Annotated in this window: 14 protein-coding genes and 2 pseudogenes; 10 read left to right on the plus strand and 6 right to left on the minus strand. The window is 62.2% G+C overall.

From position 1 onward, the window contains the following. The first annotated feature begins 222 nt into the window (after positions 1-222). The gene (locus tag ACIPZH_RS06535) at positions 223-1,647 is read left to right on the plus strand and encodes a PhoPQ-activated protein PqaA family protein (protein ID WP_400624637.1); all 1,425 of its coding nucleotides are present in this window, start codon (positions 223-225) and stop codon (positions 1,645-1,647) included. A 9-nt stretch (positions 1,648-1,656) separates the two neighbouring features. Here ACIPZH_RS06535 and ACIPZH_RS06540 read toward each other — a convergent pair whose 3' ends face one another. From ACIPZH_RS06540 to ACIPZH_RS06550, 3 genes and pseudogenes are all read right to left on the minus strand, one after another. Next, positions 1,657-1,917 carry a DUF3077 domain-containing protein gene (locus ACIPZH_RS06540; protein ID WP_400635625.1) on the minus strand — a complete coding sequence of 87 codons (261 nt, stop codon included), beginning with the start codon at positions 1,915-1,917 and terminating at the stop codon, positions 1,657-1,659. A gap of 139 nt (positions 1,918-2,056) precedes the next feature. Next, positions 2,057-2,329: pseudogene (locus tag ACIPZH_RS06545) on the minus strand (hypothetical protein); the annotation flags it as partial. 1,296 nt (positions 2,330-3,625) lie between these two features. Then, positions 3,626-4,030: a YkgJ family cysteine cluster protein gene (locus ACIPZH_RS06550; RefSeq protein ID WP_241804115.1), complete on the minus strand. Its 405-nt coding sequence runs from the start codon at positions 4,028-4,030 to the stop codon at positions 3,626-3,628. 186 nt (positions 4,031-4,216) lie between these two features. Between ACIPZH_RS06550 and ACIPZH_RS06555 the strand changes: the two genes are divergently transcribed. The 3 genes from ACIPZH_RS06555 to ACIPZH_RS06565 all read left to right on the plus strand — a co-directional run bounded on the left by ACIPZH_RS06555 (position 4,217) and on the right by ACIPZH_RS06565 (position 8,443). After that, entirely contained in the window at positions 4,217-6,667 is a 2,451-nt protein-coding gene (locus ACIPZH_RS06555) for a glycogen/starch/alpha-glucan phosphorylase (protein WP_400635627.1), read from the plus strand. 165 nt (positions 6,668-6,832) lie between these two features. Beyond that, entirely contained in the window at positions 6,833-7,843 is a 1,011-nt protein-coding gene (locus ACIPZH_RS06560; RefSeq protein WP_012312365.1) for a class 1 fructose-bisphosphatase, read from the plus strand. Between the two features lie 3 nt (positions 7,844-7,846). Further along, complete coding sequence (locus ACIPZH_RS06565; protein ID WP_400624644.1) at positions 7,847-8,443, plus strand: DUF924 family protein; 597 nt, start codon at positions 7,847-7,849, stop codon at positions 8,441-8,443. A gap of 36 nt (positions 8,444-8,479) precedes the next feature. Here the strand turns inward: ACIPZH_RS06565 and ACIPZH_RS06570 are convergent, their stop codons facing one another. Together ACIPZH_RS06570 and ACIPZH_RS06575 are read right to left on the minus strand one after the other, a co-directional pair. After that, positions 8,480-9,310, minus strand: coding sequence for a methyl-accepting chemotaxis protein (locus tag ACIPZH_RS06570; protein ID WP_372490520.1), 831 nt, complete (start codon positions 9,308-9,310; stop codon positions 8,480-8,482). A gap of 24 nt (positions 9,311-9,334) precedes the next feature. Next, positions 9,335-10,372, minus strand: a pseudogene (locus ACIPZH_RS06575) (cache domain-containing protein); the annotation flags it as partial. Between the two features lie 223 nt (positions 10,373-10,595). Here ACIPZH_RS06575 and bamE point away from each other — a divergent pair. Together bamE and ACIPZH_RS06585 are read left to right on the plus strand one after the other, a co-directional pair. Then, positions 10,596-10,850, plus strand: a complete 255-nt coding sequence (gene bamE, locus ACIPZH_RS06580) for an outer membrane protein assembly factor BamE (protein ID WP_012312368.1) — start codon at positions 10,596-10,598, stop codon at positions 10,848-10,850. Further along, positions 10,847-11,419, plus strand: coding sequence for a lipocalin family protein (locus ACIPZH_RS06585; protein ID WP_241804111.1), 573 nt, complete (start codon positions 10,847-10,849; stop codon positions 11,417-11,419). Before bamE ends, ACIPZH_RS06585 begins: the two co-directional genes overlap by 4 nt. A 32-nt stretch (positions 11,420-11,451) precedes the next feature. Here the strand turns inward: ACIPZH_RS06585 and ACIPZH_RS06590 are convergent, their stop codons facing one another. After that, positions 11,452-12,816: a formimidoylglutamate deiminase gene (locus ACIPZH_RS06590; RefSeq protein ID WP_400635629.1), complete on the minus strand. Its 1,365-nt coding sequence runs from the start codon at positions 12,814-12,816 to the stop codon at positions 11,452-11,454. Between the two features lie 143 nt (positions 12,817-12,959). On the opposite strand from ACIPZH_RS06590, the gene hutC reads away from it, so the two are divergent. From hutC to ACIPZH_RS06610, 4 genes are all read left to right on the plus strand, one after another. Further along, a complete protein-coding gene (gene hutC, locus ACIPZH_RS06595) occupies positions 12,960-13,670 on the plus strand; it encodes a histidine utilization repressor (protein ID WP_400635882.1) in 711 nt (236 codons plus the stop codon). Then, a complete protein-coding gene (locus ACIPZH_RS06600) occupies positions 13,667-14,239 on the plus strand; it encodes a HutD family protein (protein ID WP_241804109.1) in 573 nt (190 codons plus the stop codon). Before hutC ends, ACIPZH_RS06600 begins: the two co-directional genes overlap by 4 nt. 348 nt (positions 14,240-14,587) lie before the next feature. Then, positions 14,588-16,267: a urocanate hydratase gene (hutU, locus tag ACIPZH_RS06605; RefSeq protein WP_400635631.1), complete on the plus strand. Its 1,680-nt coding sequence runs from the start codon at positions 14,588-14,590 to the stop codon at positions 16,265-16,267. Between the two features lie 90 nt (positions 16,268-16,357). Continuing rightward, positions 16,358-17,326 carry an ABC transporter substrate-binding protein gene (locus ACIPZH_RS06610; RefSeq protein ID WP_400635633.1) on the plus strand — a complete coding sequence of 323 codons (969 nt, stop codon included), beginning with the start codon at positions 16,358-16,360 and terminating at the stop codon, positions 17,324-17,326. Positions 17,327-17,341: the final 15 nt, after the last annotated feature.

The raw sequence follows: 17,341 nt of genomic DNA on the forward strand, positions 1-17,341 counted from the left end.
CCGGCTTAGCCGCATAGCCTGAACCGCCGTGTACGGAACCGTACGCACGGTGGTGTGAGAGGACGGCGGGTGTGAACCCGCCTCCTACTCGATTGTCTGGAGATGCGAGTTGTAGTCTATGTCTCAAGCTGGTGTAGGGAACTTCTTTCAGGCGTGTTCACGCCTTGTGTACGGTTGTAGGGCCGCCTAGCGTGACGTGCTTTCTCCAGAGGAAGCACGCCCATGAAGTACCGATTTGCGCTTGCCATCCCCTGCCTGATGGCCAGTTTCCATGCCAGCGCTCTGCAGGACTGTAGCGGCCTGCGCCCGCAGGAAGTCGTTCACTGCCACATCGGCGATGTGCGGCAGAAGCCTCTGGAGGCCGTGCTGCTCGAACAGGCCTCTGAACCTGGCTACGATTTCCGTCGCTTGCAGATGGTTTCGCAGGTGTGGGACCCAGTGCCGGTGGTTGAACCGCGTCGCTGGGAGCACGACGTCGAGCTGCATGTGCCGCGCAATGCAGTGCCCGGCAAAGCCTTGCTGGTGGTGAACAACGGCGTGCGGCACGGGCCGGCGCAGAGCCCGGACTATACCCGTGAAGCATTGCGCGAAGTGGCTCTCAAGTCGCAGATGGCCGTGGTCATGATCAGCGATGCGCCCAACCAGTACGTGACCTTCAGTGATGTCGAGAAGCCCCTGCGCGAGGATGACGCCGTGGCGCATACCTGGGCACATTCGCTGCGCGGTGCCGCGCCGGAACTACCCCTGCATGTGCCGATGGCTGCGGCGGCGAGCCGGGCGATGGACCTGGCCGAACTGGAACTGGGTAAGCAAGGGCTCACGGTGGACAGTTTCATCATCACAGGTGCCTCCAAGCGTGGCTGGAGCGCGTGGCTCACGGCGCTGGCCGATGAGCGGGTGATCGCCATCGTGCCTGCCGTAATCGACGTGGCGGACACCTCGGACATGCTGGCTGGATTGCGCAAGCGCTATGGCGGTCACTGGCCCTTGGCACTGGGCTCCTACCAGCAGGCCGGTGTGCTGCAACAACTGGGCACCCCGGCATTCGAGCGGCTCATGGCGATGATGGACCCGATGCAGTACCTGAGCGAGGAGGGGCAGCGCCTGGCGATTCCCAAGTATCTGGTGTCTGCCAGCGGCGATGATTTCTTCGCGCCCGACCCCGTCACCGATTATCAGCAACGCCTGCCAGGCCAGACCAGCCTGAGAGTGTTGCCGAACTCGGACCACGGTGGGGTGCGTCAGCAGGTGGTCAGCACCTTGGTGCCGGCGGTGACACGCCTGCGCGATGGCAAAGCGCTGCCGAGCGTGCAGGTGTCAGAGGGCGGGCAACCTGGGCTGATGGCTGTCGACTTGTCCGAGCCGCCCGTGGCAGTGAGGGTATGGACGGCAAACAACAGCCAGGATCGCGATTTCCGCTATGCCTGCGCGGTTCGCTACCAGTCCGAGACGCTGGACCCTCAGCAACACTTCACCCTGCAACGCACGGCGCCAGCAACGGGGTGGCAGGCGCAGTTCGTCGAAGCGAAGTTCGCTGATGGCTTCATCGCCACCAGCCCGGTCAGCGTGCTGCCGCAGACATATCCCGCGCATCCGCCGACGGATCACGGCGGTGCTTGCCGCAGCTTCCCGGCAGAAAGCGCGTGAAGCGCTGGCTCAGTGCCGCATGCCCAGTTCGGCATCGTCCAGCAGGGCCTTGGCCAATGCACTGAGGTAGTGTGCGGCCCAGATCAGTTGCGGGTCGTTGTCCATGACGGCGGTAAGGGTCAGGTCGCGCACGCATCCCAGCAGTTCGGAGGCTTGGTCTCGGGCGTCCTGGCAGGGGATGCCTGCGCAGACCTGGAACAGGGGTCGTTTGTGCTCATCGCCCTGGTAGAAGCAGGTTTTGCCGAGGGTGGTCTGGTTGTTTTCGGTCATTGGTTTTTCACCCGGAGTGTTGTTGTGGATGGCACCGGCTTCGCCGGTTCCGCGGGCTCGCCCGCTCCCACAGGTACGGCGCAGGCCTCGGGCATTGCACAGTCCCTGTGGGGGCGGGCATGCCCGCGAAAAGGCGCGTGCTGCCGGCACGTTCCAAGGCGAGCGATAAGGCATCCGCCTGTCCCCAGGCCAACTGCATGGCCCGCAAGCCATTCACCAGCGTCTCCCGCGTGCGGTCATCCTCGATGCAGTCGAGGGCGCGGTGGCTGTGGTTGTAGGCGATCATCAGGTAATGGGTGATGTTGACCACGACGTGGTCGAGGGGGACGAGGTTTTCGCAGATGGCGTGGGTGAGGGTCGTGCCGTCTGGGAGGTCGAAGTGGTGGGGTGGGTCAGGGACTAGCTTTTTCATATCGGCTCCATGTCATTCATGTGCCACCCGTCCGTTTCCACACATTGGGGTGACAGCTGCACACGGGGTGGAAAACCAGGCACATGGAAAACCCGGTAGGCTCGGAAGCCTCCCGCGTACAGCTGTCATGACGACAGCCTCCATGTTGAATTGCCGAGGTTTCCACACCTCGATCGCTGAACTGTTCAGCGACCTGGAAAGCCTAGGGGGACAGCTTTCCAGTAACAATCAGACGCGAGTCGACAGGGTTTGTAGGGTATTTCGCGAGGGCTGATGTCGCCAGCCCAAACCTGTAGGAACTATCTGTATCAATAGTGGGAAATTTTCTTAGTGGAATAGATGCACAGTGTTGAGTTGCCTTGGGTCGGAGGTGTGAAGACTTGATTTTGGGCAAACTGGAAACCGATATTTCCAGTGTCGGTTACAGCATGTTTCTTTCTACTCAATTACTTACCAAGCTGTCTTTGGCAATAGCCGATGGCCTCAGTACGCTGCCTGTTGGCAATTGATTGAAGGCTGAAAATGAAGGGCAAAGGGGTGGAAGGAACACTTGGCTCGTGGCCAGATCGAGGTCGCAGGCAGTTCATGGAGTCTGCTTCATTTGCGTCCAATCTCACATCAGTTGAAGATCCCGGGCCTGGCTGATCGGGGCATGGGGGAAGTAGCACTGGCGGTCGAGTACTCAAGTCACTGCGTCAGCTAGGGTCCCAAGCAAGGTACTGAACTGGACTTCGAACATATGGGGCACGATCACCTCTTGATCGATCATCGGGGAATTCGCCGTGCCTTCTGCCCTGGTCGTCACAAGCTGTCAGTTCAGTTGCCTTCGGTTATTGCTTCGTTGCCTGAGCGACAGTGCCTATTTACTGGGCATAGCAACTGGTTGACCATCGAGGGTAATCAGTTCGGGTATCCGGAGGGCAGTCGATATGAGGTGTATTTCAACTTGCGTCGAGACTCGCCCCGTAGCCTGAAACTCCATGTGGAAAGTGCTTATGTGCGTGACCCTGGCCATCCTTCGAATCGGCCTACGGCGCAGAAGCGGCACGAGAAGATTAAAGGCTGGTTGCTGATGCTGAAGAAACTGAGAAATGAGCCGATTCGACGGCCTGTAAGGCGATAGCAACCTGTAAAAATACGAAACCCCCAATGAAGGGGGTCGTATCGCGGATGCCCTTAGGGACTAATCCCATCAACCGGCACGGCCGGAACCAGATGGCGGCGTCTAGACACTTCCCGAAGGAAGCTCCGTGTACATCAAGACGGTTAAAAGTCTATTGGGTCTCAGATGGCTCGTCAACGTCCGGGTGCTTTCGGCTTGTAAGCACAATACCCCGGCCGCGGCCCGACCTTCGGGTGGTTGCGGCAGGTATCGGGCCGCTTGTCATAAATGGTGCACAGCCGGCTCTTACGATCCAGGTACATGCAGTCATCGTTGCTCATCCGGGTCAGGGTGAAGATCCCCGACTTCTGGTTGAATCGCTCGATGATGCCTTCCTTTTGCAGGCGTTTGGCCACGTTCTTCGGCGGTTCGTCCTTTTCGAACTCGTCCACCACGCCGATGCGGATCAGGTCTTTGATCTTCACTTCCACAGGCAGGGTGCAGCAGGTCGAATGACAGCCCCCGCACATGTGGCTGGCATAGCGTTGCCAGGTTTCCAGGCGGTCGACTTCGGCTGCGGCAATCAGGGTCGTTTTCATCGTTATAAGGGGTGGATCACGGTCTTGGGGCGCGCGATGATACCGGAGTTGTTCAATTTGTGAACAACCTTTTGCCGGATTGGCCAAGCCGGCATGAAAACTGCGAACGGAGACTGTCACTCCCTGTCGAAGGGTCTAGTCTCAACACTCTCCCGCCACTTTCGCCAATTTGCCCGAGGATGCCACATGTCCCAGGAACCCAAAGCACGTGACGCCGAGGTGGCCGACTTTCGCGCCGCTGTACTGGACAAACTGACCTACGCGGTCGGCAAGGACCCGGAGCACGCCTTTGACCACGACTGGTTCGAGGCCATAGCCCTGGCTGCGCGCGATCACATGGTCGATCACTGGATGGATCACACCCGTCAGGCCTATCGGCGCAGCCAGAAGCGGGTCTATTACCTCTCTCTGGAATTTCTCATCGGGCGCCTGCTCTACGACAGCCTGAGCAACCTAGGCCTGCTGGACATCGCCCGTGATGCGCTGGAGGGGCTGGACGTGGACCTGGAGCGCATCCGCCTGCTGGAGCCGGACGCCGCGCTGGGCAACGGTGGCCTGGGCCGTCTGGCTGCCTGTTTCATGGAGAGCATGTCGACGCTGGGCATCGCCGCCCACGGTTACGGCATCCGCTATGAACACGGGCTGTTCCGCCAGGCCATGGTCGACGGATGGCAGCAGGAACAGACCGAAAACTGGCTGGATTTCGGTAACCCTTGGGAGTTCGAGCGCGCCGAGGTGATCTACCCGATCAGCTTCGGCGGCAGCGTCGAAACGGTGCACGATACCCATGGCCAGCAGCGTCAGGTGTGGTCGCCGGGCGAGACGGTGCGGGCGGTCGCCTACGACACGCCGGTGGTCGGCTGGCGCGGCTCCAGCGTCAACACCTTGCGCCTCTGGCGCGCACGGGCGCTGGAAGAGCTGCACCTGGAGCGCTTCAATGCCGGTGACCACCTTGGCGCGGTGGCCGAAGTGGCTCGCGCCGAGAGCATCTCCCGCGTGCTATACCCGGCCGACAGCACCGAAGCGGGGCAGGAATTGCGCCTGCGCCAGGAATACTTCTTCGTGTCGGCATCGCTGCAGGACCTGCTGCGACGCCATCTGAACATGCACAAGGACTTGCTCAACCTGCCGGATGCTGCGGCCATCCAGCTCAACGACACGCACCCGTCGATCGCCGTCGCCGAATTGATGCGGCTGTTGGTGGACCAGCATGAAATTCCGTGGGAGAAAGCCTGGGAGCTGACCGTCGGCACCCTGGCCTACACAAACCACACCCTGCTGCCCGAGGCGCTGGAGACGTGGCCGGTGGCCTTGATGGAGCGCATGCTGCCGCGGCACATGCAGATCATCTACCTGATCAATGCCTACCATATCGATGCCCTGCGCGCGAAGGGCCTGCATGACTTCGATGTGCTGCGGGCGGTGTCGCTGATCGAGGAAGACAACGGCCGCCGGGTGCGCATGGGCAACCTTGCGTTTCTGGGCTCGCACAGCGTCAACGGGGTATCGGCGCTGCACAGCAAGCTGATGAAAAGCACGGTGTTCGCCGAGTTGCACAAGCTGTACCCCCAGCGGATCAACAACAAGACCAACGGCATTACCTTCCGCCGCTGGCTGTACCAGTCCAACCCGAAGTTGACGTCGATGCTGGTGGAAGCCCTGGGGCCAGAGTTGCTCGACGACCCGCAAGGGCGCCTGGCCAACCTGGTACCGTTCGCCGACAAGGGCGTCTTCCTCAAGCAGTTCGCCGAGCAGCGCCTGCACAGCAAGCGCGCGTTGGCCAGCATCATCCAGGACCGCGTGGGCGTCACGGTCAACCCAGAGGCGCTGTTCGATGTGCAGGTCAAGCGCATCCACGAGTACAAGCGCCAGCTGCTCAACCTGCTGCACACCGTGGCGCTGTACCAGGCCATTCGTAACGACCCGGGCACCAACTGGGTGCCGCGGGTGAAGATCTTTGCCGGCAAGGCTGCAGCCAGCTATCACCAGGCCAAGCTGATCATCAAGCTGGCCAATGACATCGCCCGGGTGGTCAACAACGACCCCACCGTGCGCGGCCTGCTCAAGGTGGTGTTCCTGCCCAACTACAACGTCAGCCTGGCCGAGAGCATCATCCCGGCGGCGGACCTGTCGGAACAGATTTCCACGGCCGGCTACGAAGCGTCGGGCACCAGCAACATGAAGTTCGGGCTCAACGGTGCGCTCACCATCGGTACCCTCGATGGCGCCAACGTGGAGATGTGCGAACAGGTGGGTGCCGACAACATGTTCATTTTCGGCCTGACCGCGCAGCAGGTGGAGGCGCGCAAGCGTGCCGGCGATTTTGGCGCCGTGGCCGCGATCGCCGCCTCCAACCGCTTGAACGATGTGCTGCAGGCGGTTCGCAGTGGCGTGTTCTCTCCCGATGACCCGTCACGCTATACCGGGCTGATCGACGGGCTGGTGGCTTACGACCGCTTCCTGGTCTGTGCCGACTTCGATGCCTACTGGGATGCCCAGCAGCGGGTGGAGGAGTTGTGGCATACGCCCCAGGAGTGGTGGCGGATGGCGGTGCTCAATACCGCACGGATGGGGTGGTTCTCTTCGGACCGGACCATTCGCGAGTATGCGACCGAGATCTGGAAGGTGCTGGATTGAGCCTGGGGGCCGCACAGCGGCCCCACCTGACCACTGGCCTGGCGAGCGCTGAACTACCGACCCGATGTGCCGTCTGACTGCCCAGGCGTGTCTCTTTACTCGCTAGCATTGAACTCTCCCTGTAAACTGCGGGGGTTTTTCTCCCCCATCCTTTCGGAGCCATACATGTCCCGCGTTACCCTGAGTCGCTATCTGATTGAGCAGACCCGCAGCAACAATACCCCTGCCGATCTGCGCTTCCTGATCGAAGTGGTGGCGCGTGCGTGCAAGGAAATCAGCCATCACGTGTCCAAGGGCGCCCTCGGCGGCGTGCTGGGCAGCATGGGCACTGAAAACGTACAGGGCGAAGTGCAGAAGAAGCTCGACGTTATTTCCAACGATATCCTGCTCGAGGCCAACGAGTGGGGTGGCCACCTGGCCGGCATGGCGTCCGAGGAAATGGACAACGCCTACCAGATCCCGGGCAGATACCCCAAAGGTGCCTACCTGCTGGTCTTCGACCCGCTGGACGGCTCGTCGAACATCGACGTCAACGTTTCGGTCGGTACCATCTTCTCGGTACTGCGTTGCCCCAATGAATACCTGAGCCAGAACGAAACCCTGAACGAAAACGCCTTCCTGCAGCCAGGTACCGAGCAGGTCGCCGCCGGTTATGCCATCTATGGCCCGCAGACCATGCTGATCCTGACCCTGGGCAACGGCGTCAAGGGCTTCACCCTGGACCGTGAGCTGGGCAGCTTCGTCCTGACCCACGAAAACATCCAGGTCCCGGCAACCACCGCCGAGTTCGCCATCAACATGTCCAACCAGCGCCACTGGGAAGCCCCGGTTCAGCGCTACGTGGGCGAACTGCTGGCCGGTGAGACCGGGCCGCTGAAAAAGAACTACAACATGCGCTGGATCGCCTCGATGGTGGCCGACGTGCACCGTATCCTGACCCGTGGCGGTCTGTTCATGTACCCGCGCGACGCCCGCGAGCCGAGCAAGCCGGGCAAGCTGCGCCTGATGTACGAAGCCAACCCGATGTCGTTCATCATCGAGCAGGCCGGCGGCGCCTCCACCAACGGTTACGAACGCATCCTCGACATCAAGCCAGAGAGCCTGCACCAGCGTGTATCGGTGATTCTCGGCTCGAAGGAAGAGGTCGAGCGCGTCACCGCCTATCACAAGGAGTAAATCATGCTCGCACCTTGGCAGCCGTTGCTGGAGTGGTGGTTCGGTTGGGGCTCCAGTCCCCAGGCCGTGGCTGACGAGAAGAGCACGCTGTGGTTCGGCAAGCATCATGATGCCGAAGCGCATGCGCTGTTTGGCGAGCTTGTCGAGCATGCCCTGGCGGGCGGGCTCGAGGAGTGGCAGCAAAGCCCGCAGGGGTGGCTCGGCCTGCTGATACTGCTGGACCAGCTGCCGCGCATGATCTACCGCGACACGCCGCGTGCCTTCGAGGGCGACCGGCGTGCCCAAGTAGTGGCCCTGCAGGGGTTGCAGAAGGGCTGGGATTACCAGCTGTTGCCGATCCAGCGGGTATTCGTGCTGCTGGTGCTCGAGCATGCCGAGGTGCTGGACTGGCAGAACCTGTGCGTGGAACGTTACCAGATGCTGCTGGATGAGCAGCCCGAGGCCAACCGGCGGTTGTTCGAGGGGTTCCTGGATTATGCCGAGCAGCACCAGCGGGTGATTGCCCGGTTCGGGCGCTTCCCGCATCGCAATCTGCTGCTGGAGCGGCCAAGCACCAGTGAAGAGATGGACTTTTTGCTGGAGCCAGGCTCCAGGTTTTGAGTAACGAATGGGGCCGCAACGCGGCCCCCATTCGTTTCAGATCCTGAAACTACCCACCAGATGCTTCAACCGCTCGACCTGGTGTTCAAGGTCGGTGCAGGCACGCAACGTGCTCTGCAGGTTCTGCACCCCTTCCTGATTCAGCGTATTGATCTCGGTGATGTCGACATTGATCGACTCGACCACCGCCGTCTGCTCCTCGGTAGCGGTAGCCACTGACTGGTTCATGCCATCGATTTCGCCAATGCGCTGGGTCACGCTGCCCAGGCGCGCACCCGCCTGGTTGGCGATCCCGACGCTCTGGTCGCTGTGTTCACGGCTCTGGTTCATGGTGCTGACGGCCATCTGTGCACCGGCCTGCAATTCTTCGATCAGGCGCTGAACCTGCTGCGCCGACTCTTGGGTGCGGTGCGCCAGGTTGCGGACCTCGTCGGCGACCACGGCAAAACCTCGCCCGGCTTCACCGGCACGGGCCGCCTCGATCGCGGCGTTGAGTGCCAGCAGGTTGGTCTGTTGGGAAATGCCGCTGATTACATCGAGAATCTGCCCGATGTTGGCGGTGTGGGCATTGAGCGTTTCAATGTTGCCGCATGAATCGCTGATGCGCGCCGACAGCTGGTTCATCACGTCGATGGTGCGCCCGACCACCTGCTGGCCGTCCTCGGCCAGGCCGCGTGCCTCACTGGAGTGTTGCGAGGCCAGCGCTGCGTTCTGGGCGATCTCCTGGGCTGCGGCACCCAGCTGGTTGATGGCCGCGGCCACGCTGTTGGTGCGGCTGGACTGCTGGTCGGCGTTGCAGATGGAGGCATTCGAGGCGCTCACTACCTGCGTGGCTACCGCATTGACCTGGCCAGTGGCCGAGGCCACTTCGCGGATCGACTCATGAATGCGCTCGACGAAACGGTTGAATGACTGGGCAAGGCTGCCGAACTCGTCCTGCGCGTGGATGGCCAGGCGCCGGGTCAGGTCACCTTCGCCTTCGGCAATGTCATGCATGGCCCGGCCCATCAGGTGCAACGGCTCCATCAGCACGCGGATCAGCAGGCCGAGCAGGGCGATGATGACCAGTATCGCGATCATCGTCGCGACGATGGCCGAGGTTCGCAGCTCGCCGAGCATGGCGAAGGCCGCGTCCTGGTCGACCACCAGCGCCACATACCAGTCCGCCGAGGGCACGCCGTCGACGTGGGTGAAGCTGATGAACTGCTTGCGTCCATCGAGCACCACTTCTTCAAGGCCGCCAGTGATGTGCGGCGTGTTGTCCGGGTAGACATCCGCCAAGGTCTTGAGCGCCAGGTCGGCCTTGGGGTGGATCAGGATCTTGCCTTCGCCGTTGACGATGAAGGCGTGGCCGTGGCCATCGAAGTCGAGCGTGTTGATCAGGTTGCTGATGGTTTGCAGGTCGGTGTCCACGCCGCTGACGCCTATCAGCCGGCCCCCTTGCTGCACGGGAGCGGCCAGGGTGATGACCAGCTTGCCGGCAGAAGCCGAAATGTACGGTTCGGTCACGATGGTCTGGCTGCCTGCACTGGCTGCCTTGTACCAGCCGCGCGCACGAGGGTCGTAGTCGGCGGCGCGGTTGCCGGCCGGCACCGACAGCATGCTGCCGTCCTGGCCGCCGAAATAGGTGAGCTGGAAATTGCTGGCGTACACCGGCAGCGCCAGGCTTCTGTCGAGGCTGCTCTTGCCCGGGCCATCGACGGCAATCTGCTGGGCCAGCGAGGCCAGCAGCTGAACGCGGCTGTCGAGCCAGGTGCGGATGTTGCCTGCGGTGAGGCGGCCGAGGTCCTGCAGGTTGGCCTGGGTATCGCTGCGCAGGGACTGGCGTTGGCGGTAGTCGTTGAACAGCACGAAACAGGTAAAGGCGACGGCCACCACCAGGGCGGCGGCCAGCAGGATCTTGTGGCTGAACTTGAGATTCTTGGTCATTTTTTTGGGGTCTGCACAAGGCAAGGCAAAGGAGTGCTGCGATCACGCGTCACAGCGTGCTCGCTGTGTCGACTCGCCATGGCAAAACATTAATCGTTTGCGCAGCGCCCGCCGACCAATGGTGTGGAACGAAAAGGGCATGGCAGGGAACCAGGGACCGTTTTTCCCGTCGAAGGTCCCTGCAGGCCTCTCGCCTGCGCCCACCATTCAGGAGTGTTCCTTCATGTCGTTGCGTTCCCTCGCCCTGTTGTCCCTGTGCGTCATCCTGACTGCGTGCAGCAAGATCAACCAGGAAAACTATTCCAAGCTCAAGGCCGGCATGAACAAGGCCGAGGTCGAGCAACTGCTCGGCACGCCCACCGAGTGCTCCGGCGCACTGGGCATGAGCAGCTGTACCTGGGGGGACGAAAAGAGCTTCATCAGCGTGCAATACGCGGCCGACAAGGTACTGATGTATTCAGGGCAGGGCCTCAAATGACGCGTCTGCACCTGCTGCTGGGGTTGTGCCTGGTGATGCTGTTGGGTGGCTGCGCCACGTCGGCCAATGACCCGCTGGCGCCCAAGACCGCCGGCAATGTCGACCTCAAGCGCTATCAAGGCAAATGGTACGAGCTGGCGCGCTTGCCGATGCCGTACCAGAGCGAATGCGCTCAGTCCGAAGCGCATTACAACCTCAAGCCTGACGGTTCGTACGGGGTGCTGAGCCGCTGCCGCACGATGGGTGACGAGTGGCTGCGCGCCGAGGGGCATGCCAACATCCAGCAGCCGGGGCATACCGACAGGCTGTGGGTGGAGTTCGACAACTGGTTCACCCGCCTGGTCCCTGGCCTGACCAAGGGGGAGTACTGGATCCTGTACGTGGACGACCACTACCGCTCGGCGATCGTCGGCAGCCCCGACCGCAGGTACCTGTGGATCCTGTCGCGTACACCGACGCTGCCGGCATGGGAGCGCGAGAGCCTGCTGGCCAAGGCCCGTCAGCAGGGCTACGACACCAGCCGGCTGATCTGGCGAATGGCGGACAAGCAGATCGTGCAGATGCATTGAGGGCATAGAGGCCGCTTTGCGGCCCTCTGTCGTCAGCCCAACAGCTGTCGCAACACCTCGACAAACGCCCGAGCGCTTTCTTCCTCCTGCCCGTGCCGCCCCTGGCGCACCACCCACTGCCCGTTGACCATCACATCGCGCACCTGGCGGTCGCCACCGGCAAACAGCCAGCGGTTGAGAATTGCATCTTCGTCGGCCGTGGCGATATACGGGTCTTGCCCATCGAGCACCAGCCAGTCGGCACGTTTGCCCACGGCCAGCGCCCCCACAGGCTGCCCGACTGCCTGAGCCCCACCCATCAGCGCCGCGCCATACAGCGTACGGCCGACCCTCGGCTGATCGTCGCGATAAAGCCGGTTGCGCCGTTGGTCACGAAGGCGCTGGCCATATTCCAGCCAGCGCAGCTCTTCGACCACGCTCAGTGAGACATGGCTGTCAGAGCCGATACCGATCCGCCCACCCTGGCTCAGGTAGTCCACCGCCGGGAAAATCCCGTCACCCAGGTTGGCTTCGGTGGTCAGGCACAACCCGGCCACCGCGCCACTGCTGGCCATGGCTGCCACTTCGTCAGCCTGCGCGTGGGTGGCGTGCACCAGGCACCAGCGCGCATCGACCTGCACATGCTCATACAGCCACTGCAATGGGCGCAGGCCGCTCCAGGCCAGGCAGTCGTCGACTTCCTTCTGCTGCTCGGCGATATGAATGTGGATTGGACATTGCTGATCGCCTGCTGCCAACACCTGGGCGATCTGCCCTGGCGTCACCGCCCGCAGTGAGTGGAAGCACAAGCCCAGCTGCTGCGCGGGTTGTGCGGCGATCGTCGCTGCGAGTTGCGCGTGCAGTTGCAGGTACTGCTCGGTGGAATTGATGAAGCGCCGCTGCCCCTGGTTGGGCGGCTGGCCACCGAAGCCGGCATGGCTGTACAGCACCGGCAGCAGGGTCAGGCCGATACCGCTGCTGGCCGCCGCCGCGCTGATGCGCCGGGACAGCTCGGTTGGGTCGGCATAGGCCTTGCCCGCCGGGTCATGGTGCACGTAGTGAAACTCGGCCACCGAGGTGTAGCCGGCCTTGAGCATCTCGATGTAGAGCTGACGGGCGATGACCTGCAGTTGCTCGGGGGTGATTTTGCCGACCAGGCGATACATCAGTTCGCGCCAGGTCCAGAAGCTGTCGTTGGGATTGCCCGCCACTTCGGCCAGGCCGGCCATCGCGCGCTGGAACGCGTGCGAGTGCAGGTTGGGCATGCCGGGCAGTACCGGCCCTTTGAGGTGTTCGGCGCCCTCGGCCGTAGCATCGGCCTGGACCCCCACCAGATGACCATCGGCGGCCACCTCCAGGCGGACATTGTGGGCCCAACCGGTGGGCAGCAGGGCACGTTCGGCGTAGTAGGCGGGCATTGCGCTATCCTGTGAGTGTTCAGCTTGTATATACATATACAGCCGTTTGCCTGCCGGGTAAACTGCGGCAAGCTACCGTTCATTCATTCCGCACAAGGATCCACGCCGTGCCGACACCTCCTGTCCCCGCGCTGGTCGCCCCGATGGGCGAGGGCCCGGCGCCGTTGTACGCCCGGGTCAAGCAGATGATCATCCAGCAGATCGAAAGTGGCAGCTGGCCCCCGCACCACCGGGTGCCGTCCGAGAGCGAACTGGTCAGCCAGCTTGGCTTCAGCCGCATGACCATCAACCGTGCGTTGCGCGAGCTCACGGCTGATGGGCTGCTGGTGCGGATGCAGGGCGTCGGCACTTTCGTTGCCGAACCCAAGACCCAGTCAGCGCTGTTCGAAGTTCACAACATTGCCGACGAAATCGCCGCGCGTGGCCACCAGCATAGCTGCCAGGTGATCACCTTGGCCGAGGAGATGGCCGGTTCCGAGCGCGCGCTGGCCCTGGACATGCGTGAAGGTCAGCGAGTGTTCCATTCGCTGATCGTGCATTACGAAAACGGCGTGCCGGTGCAGATCGAGGATCGCTACGTCAACGCGCAGATCGCTCCAGACTACCTCAAGCAGGACTTTACCCTGCAGACGCCCTACGCCTACCTGTCGCAGGTGGCGCCGCTGACGGAGGGCGAGCATGTGGTCGAGGCCATCCTTGCCGAGCCTGACGAATGCCAACTGTTGACGATCGAGCGTGGCGAGCCTTGCCTGCTGATCCGTCGCCGTACCTGGTCCGGGCGTCAGCCGGTGACCGCAGCGCGCCTGATCCATCCGGGGTCTCGTCATCGTCTGGAAGGGCGATTCAGCAAATGAGGCAGATACACTGGTTGCATGCCGAAGAGTACCCGCGCATGCCGTGGAAGAACGGTGGCGGGTTTACCGAAGAAATCACCCGCGATACCGGCGATGGGCTTGATGGCTTCGGTTGGCGGCTGTCGATTGCCGACATTGAGGCGTCCGGCGGTTTTTCGAGCTTTGCCGGCTACCAACGCATCATCACCGTGCTGCAGGGCGATGGCATGCGTTTGACGGTGGACGGCGAATCCAGCCGGCCGCTGTTGCCCTTCGATGCCTATGCCTTCAGTGGTGAAAGCCAGGTGAACTGTAGTCTGCTGGGCGGGCCGATTCGCGATTTCAACCTGATCTATGCGCCTGGGCGTTACCGCGCCCGGCTGCAATGGTTCAACGGTGGCAGCCGGCTGCTCAGTGCGGCCAGCACCGTGCTCGTGTTCAGTGGCCAGGCGCAATTGCAGGCGAGCATCGATGGGCAACTGCAGCCGCCACTGGGGTTGTACGACTGCTTGCAGGTGAGCGAAAACACCCGCCTGCAGGAGATTGATGTGCTCGGGCGCTGCTGCGTGATCGAGCTGTCCCCTCTATAAGTGGATGTAGTGGCCCTGATCCGCCGGCTTGCAGGCGACAGGGCCATTGCAATCGGTCGAGAGTAACCTGGTAACGCTTCCAAACGGAGCAGTCTGTTACCGAACGCCCCAGGATGGCGCAATGCCGTCCAGTGTGAAAAACGTCTGGTTTTTACCCCACCACAGCTTTTCTTCTTGCTCTGAGCCCTTGACGTGCATGGGCTGCAACCTGTTTTCAGCGTCCTCGTCGAGGCGCTGTCAGGCAACTTGGCAATTCAATTGCATATGCTTGTATGTACAAGTAAAGCCAAGTGCGCGATCGTGGATAGGCCGTCCCCTTCGCGCTGTAAGCATCCGAGGAGCACTTTCGTGACTGACAACAAGCTGAACAAATTTCGTGATGTCGAAATCCGCGCCCCGCGCGGCAACAAGCTGACGGCCAAAAGCTGGCTGACCGAAGCGCCGCTGCGCATGTTGATGAACAACCTCGATCCACAGGTTGCCGAAAATCCGAAAGAGCTGGTGGTGTATGGCGGCATTGGCCGCGCCGCGCGCAACTGGGCCTGCTACGACAAGATCGTCGAGAGCCTGACCAACCTGAACGACGATGAAACCCTGCTGGTTCAGTCGGGCAAGCCGGTCGGCGTATTCAAGACCCACGCTAACGCCCCGCGCGTGCTGATCGCCAACTCCAACCTGGTACCGCACTGGGCCAACTGGGAGCACTTCAACGAACTGGATGCCAAGGGCCTTGCCATGTACGGGCAGATGACCGCCGGCAGTTGGATCTACATCGGCAGCCAGGGCATCGTGCAGGGCACCTACGAAACCTTCGTCGAAGCCGGTCGCCAGCACTACGGCGGCAGCCTCAAGGGCAAGTGGGTACTGACGGCAGGCCTGGGCGGCATGGGCGGCGCCCAGCCACTGGCTGCAACTCTGGCGGGTGCCTGCTCGCTGAACATCGAGTGCCAACAGAGCCGCATCGACTTCCGCCTGCAGACGCGGTACGTCGATGAGCAGGCTAGCGATCTCGATGACGCCTTGGCGCGCATCGCCAAGTACACTGGCGAAGGCAAGGCCATCTCCATCGCCCTGCATGGCAACGCAGCCGAAATCCTGCCTGAGTTGGTCAAGCGTGGCGTGCGCCCGGACATGGTCACTGACCAGACCAGTGCCCATGACCCGCTCAATGGCTACCTGCCAGCGGGTTGGACCTGGGAGCAGTATCGTGACCGCGCCCAGACCGAACCGGCGGCTGTGGTCAAGGCCGCCAAGCAGTCCATGGCCGTGCATGTGCAAGCCATGCTCGACTTCCAGAGCCAGGGTATTCCGACCTTCGATTACGGCAACAACATCCGCCAGATGGCCAAGGAAGAAGGGGTCGCCAACGCTTTTGACTTCCCAGGCTTCGTCCCTGCCTATATCCGCCCGCTGTTCTGCCGCGGTATCGGCCCGTTCCGCTGGGCGGCGCTGTCGGGTGATGCCGAGGACATCTACAAGACCGACGCCAAGGTCAAGGCGCTGATCCCGGACGACGCCCACCTGCACCGCTGGTTGGACATGGCCCGCGAACGCATCAGCTTCCAGGGGCTGCCAGCCCGCATCTGTTGGGTCGGCCTGGGCCTGCGCGCCAAGTTGGGCCTGGCGTTCAACGAGATGGTGCGCAGCGGTGAACTGTCGGCGCCGATCGTCATCGGCCGTGACCACCTGGACTCGGGCTCGGTGTCCAGCCCCAATCGCGAGACCGAGGCCATGCAGGATGGCTCGGATGCGGTGTCCGACTGGCCACTGCTCAATGCACTGTTGAACACCGCCAGCGGTGCCACCTGGGTCTCGCTGCACCATGGTGGTGGCGTGGGCATGGGCTTCTCCCAGCACTCTGGCATGGTGATTGTGTGCGACGGTAGCGACGAAGCGGCTGAGCGTATCGCTCGCGTGCTGACCAACGACCCGGCCACCGGTGTGATGCGCCACGCCGATGCCGGCTATCAGATTGCGATCGATTGCGCCAAAGAGCAGGGTCTGAACCTGCCGATGATCACTGGCTGACAGCCCCGGTGGGCCGCACGGCGGCCCCCAATCGGTGATTTTTGTTGTAAGGACTGCCGATTTCCACTTTCAAGTTTGGAGCGTCATGCAATGAAAACCAACAAGACCTTGCTTGCCTCGCTGTTCACCCTTGGCCTGCTCGGCGCCACCGGCAGCAGCCAGGCTGCTGGTTGGTGTGAGTCCGGCAAGCCGGTCAAATTCGCCGGCCTGAACTGGGAAAGCGGCATGCTGCTGACTGACGTGATGCAGTTCGTGCTGAAGAACGGCTACGGCTGTGCAACCGACAGTCTGCCCGGCAACTCCATCACCATGGAGAACGCGCTGGGCACCAATGACATCCAGGTGTTCGCCGAGGAGTGGGTCGGCCGTAGCGAGGTGTGGAAGAAGGCCGAGGCAGCCGGCAAGGTGGTGGGCGTCGGCGCCCCGGTGGTGGGCGCGCAAGAGGGTTGGTATGTGCCGCGCTATGTGATCGAGGGTGACGCCAAACGCAAGCTCCAGGCCAAGGCGCCAGGCCTCGAGAACGTGGCCGATCTGACCAGATATGCCAGTGTCTTCAAAGACCAGGAAGAGCCCGCCAAGGGCCGCTTCTACAATTGCCCGGCCGGTTGGACCTGCGAGCTGGACAACAGCAAGATGCTCAAGGAGTACGGCCTGGAAAGCAGCTATACCAACTTCCGCCCCGGCACCGGCCCGGCATTGGATGCTGCGGTGTTGTCCAGCTACAAGCGCGGGGAACCCATTCTCTTCTATTACTGGACCCCCACGCCGCTGATGGGCCAGGTCGATCTGGTCAAGCTGCAGGAAAAGCAGGGTGTGGACAAGACCGTCTCGATCAAGGTCGGGCTGTCCAAGGTTTTCCACGAACAAGCGCCCGAGCTGGTCGCTGTGCTGGAGAAGGTCAACATCCCGATCGACCTGCTGAACCAGAACCTGGCGCGCATGACCAAGGAGCGGATCGAGTCGCCGGCACTGGCCAAGGCATTCCTCAAGGAACATCCTGAAGTCTGGCAGGCATGGGTCAGCGAAGAGGCTGCCAAGAAGATCAACGCGGCGCTTTGAGCGTCCTCTGCCGAT

This window comes from Pseudomonas sp. NPDC089758 (genome assembly GCF_044748705.1).
GTDB classification, from domain to species: domain Bacteria; phylum Pseudomonadota; class Gammaproteobacteria; order Pseudomonadales; family Pseudomonadaceae; genus Aquipseudomonas; species Aquipseudomonas putida_X.

Bases quoted from the DNA above. Each gene is read 5' to 3' on its own strand.
- ACIPZH_RS06560 (WP_012312365.1), top strand. From the start codon at position 6,833: ATGTCCCGCGTTACCCTGAGTCGCTATCTGATTGAGCAGACCCGCAGC.
- ACIPZH_RS06565 (WP_400624644.1), top strand. From the start codon at position 7,847: ATGCTCGCACCTTGGCAGCCGTTGCTGGAGTGGTGGTTCGGTTGGGGC.
- ACIPZH_RS06550 (WP_241804115.1), bottom strand. From the start codon at position 4,030: ATGAAAACGACCCTGATTGCCGCAGCCGAAGTCGACCGCCTGGAAACC.
- ACIPZH_RS06540 (WP_400635625.1), bottom strand. From the start codon at position 1,917: ATGACCGAAAACAACCAGACCACCCTCGGCAAAACCTGCTTCTACCAG.
- ACIPZH_RS06600 (WP_241804109.1), top strand. From the start codon at position 13,667: ATGAGGCAGATACACTGGTTGCATGCCGAAGAGTACCCGCGCATGCCG.
- ACIPZH_RS06555 (WP_400635627.1), top strand. From the start codon at position 4,217: ATGTCCCAGGAACCCAAAGCACGTGACGCCGAGGTGGCCGACTTTCGC.
- ACIPZH_RS06585 (WP_241804111.1), top strand. From the start codon at position 10,847: ATGACGCGTCTGCACCTGCTGCTGGGGTTGTGCCTGGTGATGCTGTTG.
- hutC (WP_400635882.1), top strand. From the start codon at position 12,960: ATGGGCGAGGGCCCGGCGCCGTTGTACGCCCGGGTCAAGCAGATGATC.
- ACIPZH_RS06590 (WP_400635629.1), bottom strand. From the start codon at position 12,816: ATGCCCGCCTACTACGCCGAACGTGCCCTGCTGCCCACCGGTTGGGCC.
- ACIPZH_RS06610 (WP_400635633.1), top strand. From the start codon at position 16,358: ATGAAAACCAACAAGACCTTGCTTGCCTCGCTGTTCACCCTTGGCCTG.
- ACIPZH_RS06535 (WP_400624637.1), top strand. From the start codon at position 223: ATGAAGTACCGATTTGCGCTTGCCATCCCCTGCCTGATGGCCAGTTTC.
- bamE (WP_012312368.1), top strand. From the start codon at position 10,596: ATGTCGTTGCGTTCCCTCGCCCTGTTGTCCCTGTGCGTCATCCTGACT.